General features: G+C 64.6%; 18 protein-coding genes. 12 read left to right on the top strand and 6 right to left on the bottom strand.

What is annotated here, in order from left to right; all coding sequences use genetic code 11:
• The first annotated feature begins 35 nt into the window (after window positions 1-35).
• Window positions 36-317, top strand: coding sequence for a twin-arginine translocation signal domain-containing protein (locus CIT39_RS21015; RefSeq protein ID WP_094971974.1), 282 nt, complete (start codon window positions 36-38; stop codon window positions 315-317).
• Window positions 318-475: 158 nt separating this feature from the next.
• Here CIT39_RS21015 and CIT39_RS21010 read toward each other — a convergent pair whose 3' ends face one another.
• The 4 genes from CIT39_RS21010 to CIT39_RS20995 form a co-directional block, all read right to left on the bottom strand.
• On the bottom strand, window positions 476-724 hold the full coding sequence (locus CIT39_RS21010; protein ID WP_094971973.1) for a GCG_CRPN prefix-to-repeats domain-containing protein: 249 nt from the start codon (window positions 722-724) through the stop codon (window positions 476-478).
• A gap of 191 nt (window positions 725-915) precedes the next feature.
• The gene (locus CIT39_RS21005) at window positions 916-1,926 is read right to left on the bottom strand and encodes an alpha/beta fold hydrolase (protein ID WP_094971972.1); all 1,011 of its coding nucleotides are present in this window, start codon (window positions 1,924-1,926) and stop codon (window positions 916-918) included.
• Window positions 1,927-2,150: 224 nt separating this feature from the next.
• Window positions 2,151-2,657: a hypothetical protein gene (locus CIT39_RS21000; protein ID WP_094971971.1), complete on the bottom strand. Its 507-nt coding sequence runs from the start codon at window positions 2,655-2,657 to the stop codon at window positions 2,151-2,153.
• Window positions 2,658-2,726: 69 nt separating this feature from the next.
• Window positions 2,727-3,425 (bottom strand): ArsR/SmtB family transcription factor, encoded by a 699-nt coding sequence (locus CIT39_RS20995; protein WP_094971970.1) that lies wholly within the window; start codon window positions 3,423-3,425, stop codon window positions 2,727-2,729.
• Window positions 3,426-3,634: 209 nt separating this feature from the next.
• On the opposite strand from CIT39_RS20995, the gene CIT39_RS20990 reads away from it, so the two are divergent.
• Genes CIT39_RS20990 through CIT39_RS20980 form a run of 3 tightly spaced genes read left to right on the top strand, consistent with a single transcriptional unit; the run spans window position 3,635 to window position 5,179 of the window.
• Complete coding sequence (locus CIT39_RS20990; RefSeq protein WP_094971969.1) at window positions 3,635-3,943, top strand: NIPSNAP family protein; 309 nt, start codon at window positions 3,635-3,637, stop codon at window positions 3,941-3,943.
• 24 nt (window positions 3,944-3,967) lie between these two features.
• Entirely contained in the window at window positions 3,968-4,318 is a 351-nt protein-coding gene (locus CIT39_RS20985; RefSeq protein ID WP_094972489.1) for an antibiotic biosynthesis monooxygenase family protein, read from the top strand.
• A 51-nt stretch (window positions 4,319-4,369) separates the two neighbouring features.
• The gene (locus CIT39_RS20980; RefSeq protein ID WP_094971968.1) at window positions 4,370-5,179 is read left to right on the top strand and encodes an isocitrate lyase/PEP mutase family protein; all 810 of its coding nucleotides are present in this window, start codon (window positions 4,370-4,372) and stop codon (window positions 5,177-5,179) included.
• A 58-nt stretch (window positions 5,180-5,237) separates the two neighbouring features.
• On the opposite strand, the gene CIT39_RS20975 is transcribed toward CIT39_RS20980, so the two are convergent.
• The gene (locus CIT39_RS20975) at window positions 5,238-5,666 is read right to left on the bottom strand and encodes a hypothetical protein (RefSeq protein WP_094971967.1); all 429 of its coding nucleotides are present in this window, start codon (window positions 5,664-5,666) and stop codon (window positions 5,238-5,240) included.
• 165 nt (window positions 5,667-5,831) lie between these two features.
• On the opposite strand from CIT39_RS20975, the gene CIT39_RS20970 reads away from it, so the two are divergent.
• Window positions 5,832-6,476 carry a trimeric intracellular cation channel family protein gene (locus CIT39_RS20970; protein WP_094971966.1) on the top strand — a complete coding sequence of 215 codons (645 nt, stop codon included), beginning with the start codon at window positions 5,832-5,834 and terminating at the stop codon, window positions 6,474-6,476.
• Window positions 6,477-6,520: 44 nt separating this feature from the next.
• Here CIT39_RS20970 and CIT39_RS20965 read toward each other — a convergent pair whose 3' ends face one another.
• On the bottom strand, window positions 6,521-7,756 hold the full coding sequence (locus CIT39_RS20965; protein ID WP_094971965.1) for a c-type cytochrome: 1,236 nt from the start codon (window positions 7,754-7,756) through the stop codon (window positions 6,521-6,523).
• Window positions 7,757-8,040: 284 nt separating this feature from the next.
• Between CIT39_RS20965 and CIT39_RS20960 the strand changes: the two genes are divergently transcribed.
• The 7 genes from CIT39_RS20960 to CIT39_RS20930 all read left to right on the top strand — a co-directional run bounded on the left by CIT39_RS20960 (window position 8,041) and on the right by CIT39_RS20930 (window position 17,253).
• Complete coding sequence (locus CIT39_RS20960; protein ID WP_094971964.1) at window positions 8,041-11,532, top strand: indolepyruvate ferredoxin oxidoreductase family protein; 3,492 nt, start codon at window positions 8,041-8,043, stop codon at window positions 11,530-11,532.
• A gap of 334 nt (window positions 11,533-11,866) precedes the next feature.
• Window positions 11,867-13,024 (top strand): thiolase domain-containing protein, encoded by a 1,158-nt coding sequence (locus CIT39_RS20955; RefSeq protein ID WP_094971963.1) that lies wholly within the window; start codon window positions 11,867-11,869, stop codon window positions 13,022-13,024.
• A complete protein-coding gene (locus CIT39_RS20950; protein ID WP_094971962.1) occupies window positions 13,024-13,413 on the top strand; it encodes a Zn-ribbon domain-containing OB-fold protein in 390 nt (129 codons plus the stop codon). The genes CIT39_RS20955 and CIT39_RS20950 overlap by 1 nt, the downstream gene beginning before the upstream one ends.
• A 150-nt stretch (window positions 13,414-13,563) precedes the next feature.
• Entirely contained in the window at window positions 13,564-14,424 is an 861-nt protein-coding gene (locus tag CIT39_RS20945; RefSeq protein ID WP_094971961.1) for a MaoC family dehydratase, read from the top strand.
• A gap of 148 nt (window positions 14,425-14,572) precedes the next feature.
• A complete protein-coding gene (locus CIT39_RS20940) occupies window positions 14,573-15,451 on the top strand; it encodes an SDR family oxidoreductase (RefSeq protein ID WP_094892034.1) in 879 nt (292 codons plus the stop codon).
• Window positions 15,452-15,479: 28 nt separating this feature from the next.
• Window positions 15,480-16,433 (top strand): dihydrodipicolinate synthase family protein, encoded by a 954-nt coding sequence (locus CIT39_RS20935; RefSeq protein WP_094971960.1) that lies wholly within the window; start codon window positions 15,480-15,482, stop codon window positions 16,431-16,433.
• A gap of 4 nt (window positions 16,434-16,437) precedes the next feature.
• Window positions 16,438-17,253: an NUDIX hydrolase gene (locus CIT39_RS20930; RefSeq protein ID WP_094971959.1), complete on the top strand. Its 816-nt coding sequence runs from the start codon at window positions 16,438-16,440 to the stop codon at window positions 17,251-17,253.
• Window positions 17,254-17,276 lie beyond the last annotated feature (23 nt).

Raw genomic sequence — 17,276 nt, 5'->3', positions numbered from 1 at the left:
CTGCATCACTTGCCAGGTAGCCTAGAGGATATGTCATGGAGCGCCGGAATTTTTTGAAACTTGCATTGGGTGTGACGGCGGGTGCCGCCGCCTTCGCCGCGACCGCGCAGGCCGCGCCGTTGTCGCCGCAGCCGGTCGGCGATCCCACGCGCATGCCGCAAGGCAACCCCGACGCTCATCCTGCCGTCACCACCAGCGAGGAAGCCGCCAAGCTTGCGCCCGAACAGGTGCACTGGCATGGCCATCACCGCCACTGGGGCTGGCACCGCCGTCATTGGCGCCGGCATCACCGGCGCTGGCACCGTCGCCATTGGTAAGCAGCGGCAAGCCGTGAAATGGACGGGGATCGCAGCCGCGGTCCCCGTTTCGACTCGAGGTCGCTCAAATTAGACGGCGGACGAATCGTCGGCAGCAAGCCTGAACGAAAATGGCCGCGCAGGCTGAACCTGCGCGGCCATCTTGCGACGCAAGGAGATCAGAACGGGCGGCAGCGGCCGGCGTACCAGCGGAAGCCATACGGGCACACGCGCGCGCGGGGCACGACGACGACCGGCGGGGCTACATACACGGGGGCCGGGCGCACCACGACCGCGCCGCGCATCGGGCGGCAATGTCCATAGGGACCGCGATAGAACCCTCGGCCGCAGCCCTCGGCGGCGCTGGCGGCCTCGCTGAAACCGACGACCGCGCTGGCGAGCATGGCGGCGGCTAACAGGTATTTCATGTGATCTTCCTTCTCGTCCTTGGAGCAAGTCTTTGGGGGTGGCGCTTGAGGCGCACAATGAATCAAAAGACACGATTCGACATGTCAAATCTTGCAACACATCGACACGGCGCGATCCAAACCTGCCAATCATGACCTGAATGCGGCATGAACGTTCGCCGCATCCTGCCTGAGACGACACGCAAGTGTCGCTAGCGGCCGAGAAAACTAAGCACCAGCTCCTTGAACTTCTCGGGCGCCTCCAGGAAGACGAGATGTCCGGTGTTCGGGATCACTTCAGCCCGCGCATTCGGCATCTTGGCGGCAAGCGCTTTCGCCAGTTCGGCGTTCTGCCCCATCTTGGCCCGCAGCGCCTCGGGCGCGTTCGGCCGGCCCGGCGCGTTGTGGTCGTCGGCGCCCATGATGAACAGCGTAGGTTCGGTGACGAGAGGAATCTCATGCGCGACCGGCTCGCGATAGATCATCTGCCCGGAACTGACGAAGGCGCGCAGCCAGCGCGGGTAGTCGGGGCTGCTCTTGATGTTGAAGCGGGCGTCGATATACGGCGTGATCGCATCAGGGGGCAGCTTGATTGCGTAGTTGGTTTGCAGCTGCTTGCGATAACCCTCGGCGGTGAGCTTGTCCTCGGTCGCGATGATCGCCTCGGTCGGCGTCGGCGGCACGTAGAGGCGGTAGTCCTCCAGCCCGATCGGCGCAGTCAGCACGAGGTGGGCGACGCGGTCAGGGTAGGCGCGGGCGATGCGCACGCCCAGCATGCCGCCGAGTGAATGGGCGACGATGTCGGCCTTGTTGATCTGCAAGTGATCGAGCAGCGCGATGGTGTTGCGCGCCAGCGTGTCGAAATGCAGTTCGCCCGCAGGCTTGGAGGATTTGCCGAAGCCGATCTGGTCCGGGACCACGACGCGGTAGCCGGCGTCGTTGAGCATCCTGATGACAGGGGCCCAATAGCTCGACGGAAAATTGCGCCCATGCAGCAGCACCACGGTGCGGCCGTTCGGCTGTGCAGGCGCGACGTCCATATAGGCCATGCTGAGCTGCTCGCCGTCGTTGACGAGCGGCAATTGGTGCACGGGGTAGGGATAGGCAAAACCCTCGAGTGCGATGCCATAGGGCTCGCGTGGCGGTGTGTCTGCGGCGTGCGCGGTGGTGAGCAGGGAAGCAAGAAGAGCGGCGGCGAGGGCGGCCGGGACGATGCGGATCATGGTGGGTCTCTCACGGTCACGGAATGACCGTTCGCATAAGCGCGTGGATGGCCGGGTCAAGCCCGGCCACGACGAGACTGAGAGTTCACACGCAAATGTGCGATGTCACGCGAATGGCGTGATCAGTCCTTCCCGTCGCCGAACAACGCGGCAAACTGCTTCTCGCCGGTGCGCATCCCGGGCATTGTCGTGCCGGTGGCGGCCGGAGGAAGCGTTTGGATGCATCATTCGATCTTCGGCGAGGTCTCGAAATTGCCGTCGGTATTCATCGTGTACAGATGCTTCAAGCGGCCGCCTTCGCCGAGCAGGTAGTAGTGATTGCCGATGACGCCGGTTTCGTTGCGCGCGCCACGGAAGACGATGAGACGGCTGCTGGCACGGCTGACTACGGCGTCGAAATCGTCGCCGACTTCCCGCCAGCCGGACACCGTGAACAGCTCGGTGATGCGGCCGGTGCGGGCATCCAGCAGTACGGGGGCGACGCAGGCCGAACCGCAGGGCAGCTTGACGACGTAATAGTGGCCGGCCGCGCTGACCTTGTCGTCACCGATGGCGTGATCAAACTGCTCGCGAACGTCGCGCAGGTATTGGTTGTGCAGGCGCGGCCTCGCCGGTTTGCCGGTGAAGACCTTGGCCGGATAGTCGGCGAATTTGGGAACGATATCCGCATGGGCCGGCAGGATGTACCCCGCAATGAGCAGGGCGGGAAGCAGACGTAGCAGGTGGTACATGGGGGTCTCGAAAGCGTCTTCGCCCCGATTGGTCGCCCGGCGGGGCGAATGGTTCAAGAGTTGCGAGGGCTAGCCAGCATCATCGCCGAACAGCGCGGCAAACTGCTTCTCACCGGTGCGGGTGAAGTTGACGACGCGGCTGCCGGGCGTGGCGTCGCGCGCCGCCCATTTCAGCTCGGCGAAGCGCTGCATCATGGCGGCCCCCAGCGTGCCGGCGAGATGATGGCGCCGCTCGCTCCAGTCGAGGCAGGCCTTGCACACGGGCCGCCGCGGATGGGTGAGCATGCCGGGCGAGATCTGCAGATGCTTGGCAAGGAAGCGTTCGCCTTCGGTCGTCAGCTCGATGTCCTGCTTTTTCTGCCTGACCAGATTTCGATCGCGCAGAGAATCCAGCATCTGCACGCCGAGATCGCCGGCGAGATGGTCGTAGCAGATCCGCGCGCGTCGCAGCGCCGGATCCTTCGGCCCGGTACGCACCCGCATGTGCCCGGTGCGCGCGGCAAGGCCTGCGAGGCCTTCGAGCACGCTGGCGACATCGTCGTCGGTGAGGCGATAGTAGCGGTGCCGGCCCTGCTTCTCCGGCTCGACCAGCCCGCCCGCCTCGAGCTTGGCCAGATGCGAGCTCGCGGTCTGCGGCGTGATGCCGGCCTCCTGCGCCAGCTCGCTCGCCGTGAGCGCGCGGCCGTTCATCAGCGCGGTGAGCATGTTGGCGCGCGCGGGATCGCCGACCAGCGAGGCGACCAGGGCGATGTCGGGACCTGATTTCATGCTTCGATGGTAGCCGAAGCATTGTGGTCGGACAAGATGTAACCTTTCACTACGCTGTCATCGCGGGAGCGCGGCCGTAGGGTGGGCAAAGGAGCGCAGCGACGTGCCCACCGATCGTCGTTGCGGACCTAGGACGTGGGCACGCTTCGCTTTGCCCACCCTACGAAACTTCGCGACTCACGATGACTGTTTGGAAACAGGAGCCCATCATGTCCGTCACCGTCTTCATCCGCTATCAGATCGACCCGTTCAAGCGCGCGCAGTTCGAGGACTATTCGAAGCGCTGGCTCACCATCATCCCGAAATGCGGCGGCGACCTGATCGGCTATTTCATGCCGCACGAGGGCACCAACAACATCGCCTCCGCGCTGATCAGCTTCGAGAGTCTGGCCGCCTATGAAGCCTATCGCGCCCGGCTGCGGCAGGACGCGGAGGGCATGGCGAATTTCCATTTCGCCGAGGAACACAAATTCATCCTCGCCGAAGAACGCACATTCCTGCGCAAGGTGGTATTGTAGGCGAAGCAGCAGCAGGAGATGCCCATGATCGCCGTGATCTTCGAGGTCTGGCCGAAGCCGGAACACCGCCAGGACTATTTCGACCTCGCAGCCGATTTGAAGCCGATCCTGCAAAGCATCGACGGCTTCATCTCGGTCGAGCGTTTCGAGAGCCTGACCGACAAGGGCAAGATCCTGTCGGTGTCGTTCTGGCGCGACGAGGCCGCCGTGCAGGCCTGGCGCAACACGATGGAGCACCGTCGCACGCAGGCGAAGGGCAGGGCGCAGATCTTCGCCGACTACCATCTGCGCATCGCCAGCGTGGTCAGGGACTACGGCATGAATGATCGCGAGCAGGCGCCGAAGGACAGCCGGGCGGTGCACGACGCGCACTAGCGCGCTGAACGGGGCGCGCCTATGTCTGCGCGGCCAACAAGGGAGAGAAACATGCACGTCACGACCGCGGACAAGCGCGCGAGCTTCAGGAAGATGCACGAGAGCGGGTGCTTCATCCTGCCCAATCCGGTCGATATCGGCAGCGCCAAGGCGTTGCAGCATCTCGGTTTCAAGGCGCTCGCCTCATCGAGCGCGGGCTTTGCCTGGACCATCGGCAAAGCCGACAACCACGTCAGCGTCGAGGATGTCTGTCAGCATCTGGCAGCATTGAGCTCGGCGGTCGACATCCCCATCAACGCCGATTTCGAGGGCGGCTTTGCGGTCGAGCCTGACAGGGTCGCCGACAATGTAGAGCGCTGCGTGCGCACCGGCGTCGCAGGCCTGTCGATCGAGGATTCCACCGGCGACAAACAGAATCCGATCTATGAGCGCGCGCTCGCGGCCGAGCGCATCAAGGCCTCGCGCAAGGCGATCGGCGACAGCGGCGTGCTGCTGGTCGGCCGCTGCGAAGCCTTTTTGTGGGGCGTGACTGACTTGAAGCTCGTCATCGACCGGCTCACCGCTTACGCGGACGCCGGCGCTGATTGCCTCTACGCGCCGGGCCTGAAGACCCGCGATGACATCGCAGCCGTGGTGAAGGCTGTCGCACCAAAACCGTTCAACCTCCTGATCGGCGCCTCCGGCCTGTCGTTGCAGGAAGCCGAGGATCTCGGCGTGCGCCGGATCAGCGTCGGCGGCTCGCTCGCCCGCGCCGCCTGGGGCGGCTTCATGCGCGCGGCCAAGGAGATGGCGGAGAAGGGGACGTTCACCGAGCTCGGCAGCGGCTATCCCGGCGGCGAGCTCAACAAGATGTTCAGCTAGAGGCCAACGAAAAGCGGCGGGACATTGTCCCGCCGCTCTCAAATCTCATTGCGAATTGTTACTTCGCGCCATCAGACGGCGTCTGCGTATCCGGCGCCGGCTTTGCCGCCGGCGTATCCGGCGAAGGCGCGGCCGGCCGGCTCGGCGCCGCACCCGTGGTCACGCCCGGCTCGGTGTTGTTGCGCGGCGTCACGTCGCGCATGCCGGGAGGCGCGGCCGGATTGGTCGCAGGCGCCTGCTGGGCGGTCTGCGTCGCCGGCGCGGTGCTTGCCTGGTTCGTCGTGCTGGAGTTGTTCAGGCCGTAGAACACGGCACCCAGCACAAGGGCGATCGCAACGGCGAACATCGCAACCTTGCCGCTCGAGGCGGGGCCTTCGCTGAGCTCGGGGTCGGCCTGCAGGTCGGCATCCCGGCGCGCCGCGCGAACATACTCATCGTCGGCGAGGTTCGGGCGGTACGGATCGTTGGGAAAACGGTCGTCAGCCATCGGTTGGGTCTCCTCGTTTGTGACATCCGGACAACCCGTGGATGCGAGATTCTGTTCCGCGCCTCCTTATGCTTTCGTCGCATGTTGCCCTCGTTGCGGGAATCGGGAACCTGTCTGGCAGGGAACAGCACGCGGGTTCCATGGCCGCAACGAAGGGAACAGCCGATGTGGAGCCTGCCGCCGACGGATAGCGTCCTGCATCTTCTGGCGCTCGTCGCCATCACGGCAGAGGGGATGACGGCGGCACTGGCTGCCGGCCGGCGCAGCATGGACTATGTCGGCGTTTGTCTTCTCGCCTGCGTGACCGCACTCGGCGGCGGCACGCTACGCGACCTGTTTCTCGGTCACTATCCGCTGGTGTGGGTGGCCAACCCGATCTACCTCGTGCTGCCGGGTGGCGCGGCGCTGCTGACGATCCTGATCGCACGGCTGGTGCATCGGTTGCACCTCGCGTTCATCGTGCTCGATGCCATCGGTCTCGTCGTCTTCACCATGATCGGCTGCAACGTCGGCTGGCAGATGGATGCCTCGCTGCCGATCGTGATCGTGTCGGGCATGGTGACGGGCTGCGCCGGCGGCGTGCTGCGCGACGTGCTCTGCAACGACGTGCCGCTGCTGTTTCGATCCGAACTCTACGCCAGCGTCTCGGTGGTGACGGGACTGTTCTACGCCACCGCCTTCGGCCTCAACCTCAATGCCGAGCTCTGGACGATCCTGACCTTCGTGCTCGGTCTCAGCTTCCGCCTGCTCGCGGTGCGCTACAAATGGGAGATGCCGAAATTCGTCTTCACGGGAGATGAGGAGCGGTGAGCGCTGTCGCGTGCGAATGGCGATATCTGGCCATTCGCTACTCACTACTGCCCATTCGCCTCTCCCTTGCGCGCCTTCGCCACCTGCGCCGGCGTCACCAGCGGCGCCGCGTTGCCCCAGGAATTGCGGATGTAGTTCGTCACCGCCGCGATTTCCTCATTGGACAATTGCCTGGCGTAGGGCGGCATCTCGCCGGTGTTGGGCGCGCGCGGGGTCGTCACGGTGTGGGCGCCGTCGAGGATGATGCGCAAGGTGGAGGACGGATTGACCGATTGCAGCAGCGCATTTCCGGGCAGCGGCGGATAGATCCGCGGGCTGCCCGAGCCGTCGGCTTCGTGGCAGGCGACGCAGAGCTTTGCGTAGACCGCCTGGCCGGCCCTCATTTCGGTCTCGTCAGGCGGCGTCACGATGGTCTCGCGCCGCGCCGGCGGCAGGCTTTTCAGGTACACCGCGATCGCGCGCACATCGGCATCGCTCATCTTCGACGTTGAATTGACGATCACTTCGGCCATCGGCCCGCCGGCATGGCTCTTCCCATTGCGCCCGCTCTGCAGATACTCGGTGATGTCCTCCTCGCTCCACGATTTCAATCCCGTGCGCGCAGCGCCATCGAGTCGGGGAGCAAACCAGCCCGCGACCTTATTGCCTGACAGTGCCTGCGCGCTCTTGTCGGCGCCGAAATAGTTCTTCGGCGTGTGGCAGGCGCCGCAATGACCGAGCCCGGTGACGAGATAGCCGCCTCTGTTCCAGGCCGCGCTCTTGCTCTGGTCCGGCTCGAACAGGCCGGGCTTGAAATACATCGCGTTCCAGACCCGCATCAGCCCGCGATAGCCGAACGGCCAGCGCAGCTCCGGCGGCTTGTTGCGGCTGATGACGGGCGCAAGTGTGCCGAGATAGGCGCGGATCGCCAGCGTGTCGTCCTTCGTCATCTTGGTGAAATAGGGATAAGGAAACGCCGGGTAATAGTTCGAGCCGTCGGGCGCGATACCGGTGCGCATCGCGCGCACGAAATCGGCATCCAGCCAGGCGCCGATCCCGGTGTCGCGGTCCGGGGTCAGGTTCGGCGCATAGATCGCGCCGAAGGGCGTGGCGATACGCTTGCCCCCCGCGAACGGTTTTGCCGGATCGGCGGTGTGGCAGCCCGCGCAGTCGCCGGCCTCGACCAGCGTCTTGCCGTAAGCGATCAGCTCCGGCGAGGGCTCGGCGGCGCGGGCCACGCCTGCAACCGCACTGCACAACGCCAGACCGACAAGAGCGGAGCCTGCCAGAATCGTCCGCATCGAAAGTCTCTCCTGCGACCAATCGCCCGCATCCGGCACGACGGGGGCATCAGTTCATTTCGCCACAGTGGGGGTATGGTGACACAAATTGAAAACGGCACGCATGTTTCAGGCCACGAAGTTGCGATTTTAACCCGACACCCCCTTTGGTCCAGATTTGTGATGCGGATCGTGAAATATCCGACATAGAGTGGCGAGATTGGTCGGCGCGCCCTAACTAAAAATAACGGGACGGCAACGGCTTAGGTCAGCAAGACCTGAACAGGGCGATAAAAGAGGACGGCATGGGCATCAACCAGGGTCCGATCAGTCTCGATCAAAAATACACCCAGGAAACCGGGCACGTCTTCACCACGGGCATCCAGGCCCTGGTTCGCCTGCCCATGGCCCAGATCCGGCGCGACCGCGCGGCGGGGCTCAACACCGCAGGCTTTATCTCCGGTTATCGTGGCTCGCCGCTCGGCGGCTACGACCAGCAGCTGTTCGCCGCGCGAAAACACCTCGAACAGTACAACATCAAGTTCCAGCCCGGCGTGAACGAGGATCTTGCGGCCACCGCGGTCTGGGGCTCGCAGCAGCTCAACCTCTCGCCCGGCGCCAAATACGACGGCGTGGTCGGCATCTGGTACGGCAAGGGTCCCGGCGTCGACCGCTGCGGCGACGTGTTCCGCCACGGCAACGCGGCCGGCTCCGCCAAGAACGGCGGCGTGCTGTGCCTTGCCGGCGACGACCACGGCGCGAAATCCTCGACTGTCCCGCATCAGTCCGACCATGCCTTCATGTCGGCGCTGATGCCGTATCTTTATCCCTCGAGCATCCACGAGATGATCGAGATGGGCCTGCTCGGCATCGCGATGTCGCGCTATTCGGGCTGCTGGGTCGGCATGAAGGTGATCACGGAGACGGTGGAGACCACCGCCGAGATCGATCTCAGCGACGAGATGAAGCCGTTCATCATCCCGACCGATTTCGAGATGCCGCAAGGCGGCCTCAACCTGCGCTGGCCCGACGACCGCTTCGAGCAGGACCGCCGTCTGCAGGACTACAAGGGATTTGCCGCGATCGCCTTCGCGCGCGCCAACAAGGTCAACCGCATCACCATGGATTCGCCGAACGCCCGCTTCGGCATCATGGCCTCGGGCAAGAGCTACGAGGACGTCCGGCAGGCGCTGCGCGAGCTTGGCATCACCGAAGAGGTCGCGGCCAGGATCGGCCTTCGCCTCTACAAGATCGGGATGCCCTGGCCGCTGGAGCCGGAAGGCGTGCGCCAGTTCGCGGTCGGGCTGGAAGAGATATTCATCATCGAAGAGCGCCGCGAGATCGTCGAGAACCAGGTCAAGCAGGAGTTGTTCAACTGGCGCGACGACGTGCGCCCGCGCATCGTCGGCAAGATGGACGAGCACGACAAGCGATTCCTGACGTTCTCGGCCGAGCTCAGCGTCGCCTCGCTCGCGACCTCGCTGACCGAACGACTTCTCCGGCTTGATCTCAACCCGGAGATCGCGGAGATGCTCCGCGCCAAGGCCGATTGGTTCAACGGCCGTCAGGCGACCCAGATGCAGGCGGTGGCGCCTGTCTCCCGCACCCCGTATTTCTGCTCCGGCTGTCCCCACAACACCTCCACGAAAGTCCCCGAAGGAAGCCGCGCGCTGGCCGGCATCGGCTGCCACTTCATGGCGCTGTGGATGGATCGCTCGACCGAGACCTTCACGCATATGGGCGGCGAGGGCGTGCCGTGGGTCGGCATCGCGCCGTTCACCAACGAAAACCACATCTTCGCCAATCTCGGCGACGGCACCTACTTCCACTCCGGTCTTCTCGCGATCCGCCAGGCGGTCGCCTCCAAGACCAACATCACCTACAAGATCCTCTACAACGACGCTGTCGCCATGACCGGCGGCCAGCGCCACGACGGCGATCTCTCGCCGCAGCAGATCACCTTCCAGCTCCACGCCGAAGGCATCCGCGAGATCTATCTGGTCTCTGAGACGCCCGATGCCTATCCCTCCGACAGCATCGCGCCCGGCGTGAAGCTCTATCATCGCGACGAACTGCAGAACGTCATGAAGATGTGCCGGGAGCACCAGGGCACATCGGCGATCGTTTTCGTCCAGACCTGCGCCGCCGAGAAGCGCCGCCGCCGCAAGCGCGGCCTGATGGAGGATCCGGCGCGCCGCGTCATGATCAACCCGGCCGTCTGCGAGGGCTGCGGCGACTGTTCGGTGCAGTCGAACTGCATCTCGGTCGAGCCGCTGGAGACCGAGTTCGGCCGCAAGCGTGCCATCAACCAGTCGTCCTGCAACAAGGACTATTCCTGTGTGAAGGGCTTCTGTCCGTCCTTCGTCACCGTGGACGGCGGCAAGCCGCGCCACCGCGCGCCGGCTGAGCTCGCCGATATCGGCGCGCTGCCCGAGCCGGTCTCGCGCCCGACGCTCGACAAGCCCTACAACATCGCGGTCGGCGGTGTCGGAGGCACCGGCGTTCTCACCATCGGCGCGCTGCTCGGCATGGCCGCCCATATCGAGGGCAAGGCCTCGATGATCCTCGACATGTCGGGCTTGGCCCAAAAGGGCGGCGCGGTGCTCAGCCATGTCCGCCTGTCCGATCACCCGGCGGAGGTGACCTGTTCGCGCATCGTCACCGGCACGGCTGATCTCGTGCTCGCCGCCGACGAGGTGGTCGCAGTCGCCAAGGACACGATCTCGCTCTGCGACTCCGCCCGGACCCGCGGCATCATCAACAGCCACGTCATACCCACCGCCGATTTCGTCCTCAATCGCGACTTCAACTTCCAGACTCGGAAGCTGAATGGATTGCTGGAGACGGCGCTGCACAAGGACTCGGTGTTCTTCGATTTTAGCAAGCCGGCCGAGCAACTGCTCGGCGATGCCATCGCCACCAACATGATGATGATGGGCTATGCCTATCAGAAGGGCCTGTTCCCCCTGTCCGCGGAATCGATCGAGCAGGCCATCGAGATCAATGGCGTCTCGATCAAGATGAACAAGGAAGCCTTCCGGCTCGGCCGCCTCGCGGTCGCTGATCCCGCGCGCCTCTCCGGCATGCTGAAGGGAACGGACGAGGTCGTTGCTCCGAAGACGCTGGACGCCATGACGCTCGACGAGGTCATCGAGCATCGCACCAGGCATCTGACCGCTTACCAGAACAACGGTCTCGCCCGGCGCTATCGCAAGCTGGTCGATCAGGTGCGGGATGCCGCGGTCAAGGGTGGCTACGACGAGGCGCTGCCGCGCGCGGTCGCGGTGAACTACGCCAAGCTGCTGGCCTACAAGGACGAATATGAGGTCGCGCGCCTTTACACCGATGGCGCCTTCGCCAAGCAGCTCCGCGATCAATTCGAAGGCGACTTCACGTTCAACTTCAACCTCGCCCCGCCGATCCTCGGTGGTGGCCTCGACCCGCTCGGCCGTCCGAAGAAGCGCGCCTTCGGCCCGTGGATGCTCAACGTCTTCGGCGTGCTGGCGAAGCTCAAATTCCTGCGCGGCACGCCGCTCGACATCTTCGGCCGCAGCCCCGACCGCAAGCTCGAGCGCGATCTGATCGCCGGCTACGAGAAGGACGTCGCAACCGTGCTCGGCCTGTTGTCGCCGGTCACCATCGACACCGCGGTGGAATTGCTCTCGCTGCCCGACCGCATCCGCGGCTACGGCCCGGTGAAGGAGAAGGCGGTGGCAGATGCGAAAGCGCGTTATGCCCAGCTCGCCGCCGACCTCGCGAGCCCGCCGCCCGCACCGAGGCAGATCGCGGCGGAATAGGCAGTCCCGTAGGACGGATTAGCGAAGCGTAATCCGCCATTCCGGGTCGAGATCAAAGTGGCGGATTACGCCTTCGGATAATCCGCCCTACGAGCCAGCAAAGTCGCTTTGTCGGTCGTGGAAATTCTCAAGTGAAATCAACCACCGCTCTACTGTGCATGGGGTTGTTTTTCAAAAAATGGGTACCTCCGCGGGCGCTGTGAGCTCGATCATGATCACCCACTTGCGCCAACCCGCTGCCCTCTCGCAGGGCGGAATATTTACGCGCTTGCCAATCCGCCCACCGCGGTTCAGAAAAACGGAGCAATAAGAAACGCCAGCGGAGACCTCTGTTTTGACCATCAAGGGCAAGGCCTACATTGCCGGGATTTACGAACACCCGACCCGGCATGCGCCGGACAAATCCACCGCGCAGCTCCACGCCGAGGTCGCCAAGGGGGCGATCGAGGATGCCGGGATCAGCAAGGATGATGTCGACGGCTATTTCTGCGCCGGCGATGCGCCCGGCGGCGCCTGGCCGATGGTCGATTATCTCGGTCTCAACACCAAGAAGCTCCGCCACGTCGATTCCACCGAGACCGGCGGCTGTTCCTACATCATCCATCTCGGCCATGCCGCTGAAGCCATCGCGGCCGGCAAGTGCTCGATCGCGCTGATCACATTGGCCGGCAAGCCGCGCACCGGCGCGATGCCGCCACGCGCATCCGGCGCCGAGGCCGATTTCGAGTTGGCTTACGGCGCGACCACGCACAATGCCTATGGCATGTGTGCCATGCGCCATATGCACGACTACGGCACCACGAGCGAACAGCTCGCCTGGATCAAGGTCGCAGCCTCGCACCATGCGCAGTACAATCCGCATGCGATGCTCAAGGACGTCGTCACCGTCGAGGACGTCCTGAACTCGCCGATGATCTCCGATCCCTTGCATCGCATGGATTGCTGCGTCGTCTCCGACGGCGGCGGCGCGCTGATCGTGACGACGCCCGAGATTGCGAAGAGCCTGAAGAAGCCGCTGGTCAAGCTGATCGGCCACGGCGAAGCCATGAAGGGCCCGCGTGGCGGCAAGGATCTCGATCTTACTTACTCTGCCGGCATCTGGTCCGGCCCGCGTGCGTTCGAGGAAGCCGGCATCACGCCGCAGGACATCAAGTACGCCTCGATCTATGACAGCTTCACCATCACGGTGCTGATGCAGCTGGAAGACCTCGGTTTCTGCAAGAAGGGCGAGGGCGGCAAGTTCGTCGCCGACGGCAATCTGATCTCGGGCGTCGGCAAGCTGCCGTTCAACACCGACGGCGGTGGCCTCTGCAGCAACCATCCCGTCAACCGCGGCGGCATGACCAAGATCATTGAGGCCGTGCGGCAGCTGCGCGGCGAGGCGCATCCGAAGGTGCAGGTCAAGAATTGCGATCTGGCCATCGCCCACGGCACCGGCGGCCTTCTGGGTGTTCGCCACGCCGCTTCGACGGCCATTCTGGAGCGCGTGTGATGGTAGATGCAAAGAAATATCCGGCCCCGGTGACGAACCCCGAGACCGCAGCGTTCTGGGATGCGGCGAAAGAGGGCAAGTTCATGATCAAGCGCTGCACCGCGTGCGGCGAAGCCCATTACTTCCCGCGCTCGATCTGCCCGTTCTGCTACTCCGACAAGACGGTGTGGGAGGAAGCCTCGGGCGAGGGCACCATCTACACCTGGAGCCTCATGCGGAAGTCGCCGACCGGTCCCTACGCCATCGGCTACGTCACGCTGAAGGAGGGCCCGTCGGTGCAGACCAATTTCGTCGACTGCGATCTGGAGAAGCTGAAGATCGGCCAGAAGGTGAAGGTAGTGTTCAAGCCGACCGACGGCGCGCCACTGCCGTTCTTCACGGTGGCGTAGGACGGTCCTCATCCTGAGGAGCTTGCGAAGCAAGCGTCTCGAAGGATGGCCACAACAAAGAAGCGTTTCGGGCATCCTCATGGTTCGAGACGGCGCAAGAGCGCCTCCTCACCATGAGGATGAGAACCACCGGGAGGAAACAAAACCAAGATGTCCGCCAGATACGAAGAGCTCAAAGGCCTGAACAACCTAGGCCAGAAATACGCCTACGCCGATCGCGAAGTGATGCTCTATGCCTACGGCATCGGCCTCGGCGCCGATCCGATGGATGAAAAAGAACTCGCCTTCGTCAACGAGGGCACGCTGACGCCGCGGCCGCTCAAGGTGGTGCCGACCTTCGCATCCGTCGCGGCCTGGGGCTCGGGTCCCGGCGAGATGAACCTCAACCGCGTGATGGTGGTCGACGGCGAGCGCGACATCACCTTCCACCAGCCGCTGCCGGTCGCTGCACACATCACCGCCGACTCCTCCGTGGTCGAGGTCTACGACAAAGGCAAGGACAAGGGCGTCGTCATCGTGCACCAGACCGTGCTGAAGAACGAGAAGGGCGAGAAGCTGGCAACGCTGGTCGCCTCGCGCTTTGCCCGCGGCGACGGCGGCTTCGGCGGGCCGAGCCTGACCCAGCCCGATCCGCACAAGATCCCGTCGCGCGCACCCGACAAGACCATCGACATCACCACGCGTCCCGACCAGGCGCTGGTCTATCGCCTCTGCGGCGATCGCAACCCGCTGCACAGCGATCCGGAGTTTGCGAAGAAGGCTGGCTTCCCGCGCCCGATCCTTCACGGCATGTGCACCTACGGCATCACCTGCCGCGGCGTGCTGCAGACCTATGCCGACTACGACGCTTCCGCGTTCCGCCAGCACGTCGCGCGGTTCTCCTCGCCGGTCTATCCCGGCGAGACCGTGACCATGGACCTCTGGAAGGACGGCAACGTCATCTCGTTCGAAGCCAAGGTGAAGTCGCGCGGGGTGACGGTGATCAAGAACGGCAAGACGGTGCTTGGGTGATGATGCCGCTCGACGCGCTCTGAGTTATCTCGTCATGCCCGGGCTTGTCCCGGGCATCCACGTTCTTCGCGCGGTTGGCGACCAAGTTCGTGGATGGCCGGGACTAGCCCGGCCATGACGGAGCCAAAAGCAACAGGGAGAGGCCACCATGGGATTACTCGATGGCAAGGTTGCGCTGATCACCGGCGCGGGCGGCGGGCTCGGTGAGGCCTACGCGAAGCTGTTCGCGCGGGAAGGGGCCTCGGTCGTCGTCAACGATCTCGGCGGGCCCCGTGACGGCTCCGGCGCCGACAAATCGATGGCGCAGCTCGTGGTGGACGCGATCACGGCCGAAGGCGGCAAGGCGGTCGCCAACGGTGCCGATATCTCCACCATGGAAGGCGGCCAGTCGGTGTTCGACGACGCCATCAAGCATTTCGGCCGTGCCGACATCCTCGTCAACAATGCCGGCATCCTCCGTGACCAGACCTTTCACAAGGCCTCCGAGGCCGACTGGGACAAGGTCATCAAGGTGCACCTGAAGGGCACCTTTTGTTGCACCATGCCGGTGTTTCGCTGGATGCGGGAAAACGGTGGCGGCGTCATCGTCAACACCGCCTCGACCTCGGGCCTGATCGGCAATTTCGGCCAGACCAATTACGGCGCGGCCAAGGGCGGCATCTGGGGCCTGTCCAACGTGCTGGCGATCGAGGGCCGCAAGTACAACATCCGGATCTGGACGCTCGCTCCGGGCGCCCTGACCCGCATGACCGCAGACCTGCCCCGCTATAAGGAGAACCCGGGCGCCGCGCTGGGGCCGGACGGCATCGCGCCGGCCGTGCTATACATGGTCAGCGACTTGTCGGGCGACCAGACCGGCAAGGTGCTGGGCGTGTCCGGGCCCCGCGGCGTGCGCGAAATGCGGATGATGGAAATGGAAGGCTGGAAACCGCCGCACACGGGCTGGAACGCCCGGGACATCGCCGATCACGCCAAGGAGATCTTCTTCTCCGAGGAGCAGATCAAGATGGGCGCACGGAGGTTTTAGCCATCGACAGAGAGAAACAAGGAAGACGATGAAACTCACCGCCGACGCCAAGGGCACCTTCGCAATCGCGCCGACGCCGTTCCACGACGATGGCCGGATCGACGAGCGCTCGATCGACCGCCTCACCGATTTCTACGAGGAAGTCGGCTGCGACGGCGTCACGGTGCTGGGCATCCTCGGCGAGGCGCCGAAGCTCGATGCCACTGAAGCCGAGCAGGTCGCGGTGCGCTTCGTCAAGCGCGCCAAGAAGATGCAGGTGATCGTCGGCGTCTCCGCGCCGGGCTTTGCCACCATGCGCTCGCTGGCCAAGGCCTCGATGGACGCGGGCGCGGCCGGCGTGATGATCGCGCCGCCGCCATCCTTGCGCACCGACGACCAGATCACCGGCTATTTCAAGCAGGCGGCCGAGGCGATCGGCCCCGATATTCCCTGGGTGCTGCAGGACTATCCGCTGACGCTCTCGGTGGTGTTCACTCCCGCCGTGATCCGCAAGATCGTCATGGACAATCCGAACTGCGTGATGCTCAAGCACGAGGATTGGCCAGGGCTGGAGAAGATCACGACCCTGCGCGGCTTCCAGAAGGACGGCTCGCTCCGTCCGCTCTCGATCCTCTGCGGCAACGGCGGCACGTTCCTGGATTTCGAGATGGAGCGCGGGGCCGACGGCGCCATGACCGGCTACGCCTTCCCGGAGCTTCTGATCGACGTCGTGAACCTCTCCAAGGCCGGCAAGCGCGACGCCGCGCACGATCTGTTCGACGCGCATCTGCCGCTGATCCGTTACGAGCAGCAGCCCGGCGTCGGCCTGACCATCCGCAAATACGTGCTGCAGAAGCGCGGCATCATCGCCTCCAGCGCCCAGCGCAAGCCGGGCGCGACCATCACGGCGACGGCGAAGGCGGAGGTCGAGTACCTGCTGTCGCGCGTTGCCCGGGTCGACAAGCGCGCCAATCTCGGCCCGCAATCCAGCGCCGCAGGTTAGTTGCATGGCCGAGACATCAGCATCACGCCCGGCCTCGACGATCCTCCTGCTGCGCGACGGCGGGAAGGCCGACGGCACGGGCCGCGGCGAGATTGAGGTCTTCATGATGGTCCGCCATCATCAGATCGAGTTCAACTCGGGCGCGCTGGTGTTTCCCGGCGGCAGCGTCGACGCCGGCGACAACGAGATCGTCGCGCGCACCGATCTCTATTCGGGCGGCGAGGGTCTGAGCGAAGCGGATCGTGGTTTTCGCATCGCCGCGATTCGCGAGACCTTTGAGGAGAGCGGCATCCTGCTGGCGCGCGCGAAGGGGACCGGCACGCCTGTTGATGCCAAGCGTGCCGGCGAGCTTGCAGATGGCCATCGCATCGCGCTCAACGAGCACAAGATCAGCTTCCTGAAAATTCTCGATGACAACGGCCTCCAGCTCGCGCTCGACACGCTCGTTCCCTACGCGCACTGGATCACGCCGGAGGGCATGCCCAAGCGGTTCGATACCTGGTTCTTCCTCGCCGCGGCGCCGCCGGATCAACTCGGCGCCCATGACGGCCGGGAGTCCACCGACTCGATCTGGGTCTCGCCGCGCGAGGCCGTGGAGGGCGGCGAGAGCGGCCGCTTCAAATTGCCGTTCCCGACCACGCGCAATCTGATCCGCCTCGCCAAGCAGGGCAGCGTGGGCGCCGCGCTGGACCATGCCAAGGGCCTATCGATCGTCACGGTGATGCCCGTCATGACCAAGACCGAAACCGGCCGCCAGCTGCGCATCCCCCGCGAGGCCGGCTATGACGGCGAGGTGTTCGAGGTCGGGGCGGTGGGCTAAGACACTTCGACGCCAGCCGAAGT

The organism is Bradyrhizobium symbiodeficiens (genome assembly GCF_002266465.3).
GTDB classification, from domain to species: Bacteria; Pseudomonadota; Alphaproteobacteria; order Rhizobiales; family Xanthobacteraceae; genus Bradyrhizobium; species Bradyrhizobium symbiodeficiens.
Note: the sequence above shows the minus strand (reverse complement) of the source record. Positions and strands in the feature narration are given on the sequence as shown.

Coding starts and splice junctions, on each gene's coding strand:
- CIT39_RS21005 (WP_094971972.1), bottom strand. CDS start 1,926: ATGATCCGCATCGTCCCGGCCGCCCTCGCCGCCGCTCTTCTTGCTTCC.
- CIT39_RS20970 (WP_094971966.1), top strand. CDS start 5,832: ATGTGGAGCCTGCCGCCGACGGATAGCGTCCTGCATCTTCTGGCGCTC.
- CIT39_RS21000 (WP_094971971.1), bottom strand. CDS start 2,657: ATGTACCACCTGCTACGTCTGCTTCCCGCCCTGCTCATTGCGGGGTAC.
- CIT39_RS20940 (WP_094892034.1), top strand. CDS start 14,573: ATGGGATTACTCGATGGCAAGGTTGCGCTGATCACCGGCGCGGGCGGC.
- CIT39_RS20965 (WP_094971965.1), bottom strand. CDS start 7,756: ATGCGGACGATTCTGGCAGGCTCCGCTCTTGTCGGTCTGGCGTTGTGC.
- CIT39_RS20975 (WP_094971967.1), bottom strand. CDS start 5,666: ATGGCTGACGACCGTTTTCCCAACGATCCGTACCGCCCGAACCTCGCC.
- CIT39_RS20930 (WP_094971959.1), top strand. CDS start 16,438: ATGGCCGAGACATCAGCATCACGCCCGGCCTCGACGATCCTCCTGCTG.
- CIT39_RS21015 (WP_094971974.1), top strand. CDS start 36: ATGGAGCGCCGGAATTTTTTGAAACTTGCATTGGGTGTGACGGCGGGT.
- CIT39_RS20945 (WP_094971961.1), top strand. CDS start 13,564: ATGTCCGCCAGATACGAAGAGCTCAAAGGCCTGAACAACCTAGGCCAG.
- CIT39_RS21010 (WP_094971973.1), bottom strand. CDS start 724: ATGAAATACCTGTTAGCCGCCGCCATGCTCGCCAGCGCGGTCGTCGGT.
- CIT39_RS20995 (WP_094971970.1), bottom strand. CDS start 3,425: ATGAAATCAGGTCCCGACATCGCCCTGGTCGCCTCGCTGGTCGGCGAT.
- CIT39_RS20980 (WP_094971968.1), top strand. CDS start 4,370: ATGCACGTCACGACCGCGGACAAGCGCGCGAGCTTCAGGAAGATGCAC.
- CIT39_RS20990 (WP_094971969.1), top strand. CDS start 3,635: ATGTCCGTCACCGTCTTCATCCGCTATCAGATCGACCCGTTCAAGCGC.
- CIT39_RS20960 (WP_094971964.1), top strand. CDS start 8,041: ATGGGCATCAACCAGGGTCCGATCAGTCTCGATCAAAAATACACCCAG.
- CIT39_RS20950 (WP_094971962.1), top strand. CDS start 13,024: ATGGTAGATGCAAAGAAATATCCGGCCCCGGTGACGAACCCCGAGACC.
- CIT39_RS20935 (WP_094971960.1), top strand. CDS start 15,480: ATGAAACTCACCGCCGACGCCAAGGGCACCTTCGCAATCGCGCCGACG.
- CIT39_RS20985 (WP_094972489.1), top strand. CDS start 3,968: ATGATCGCCGTGATCTTCGAGGTCTGGCCGAAGCCGGAACACCGCCAG.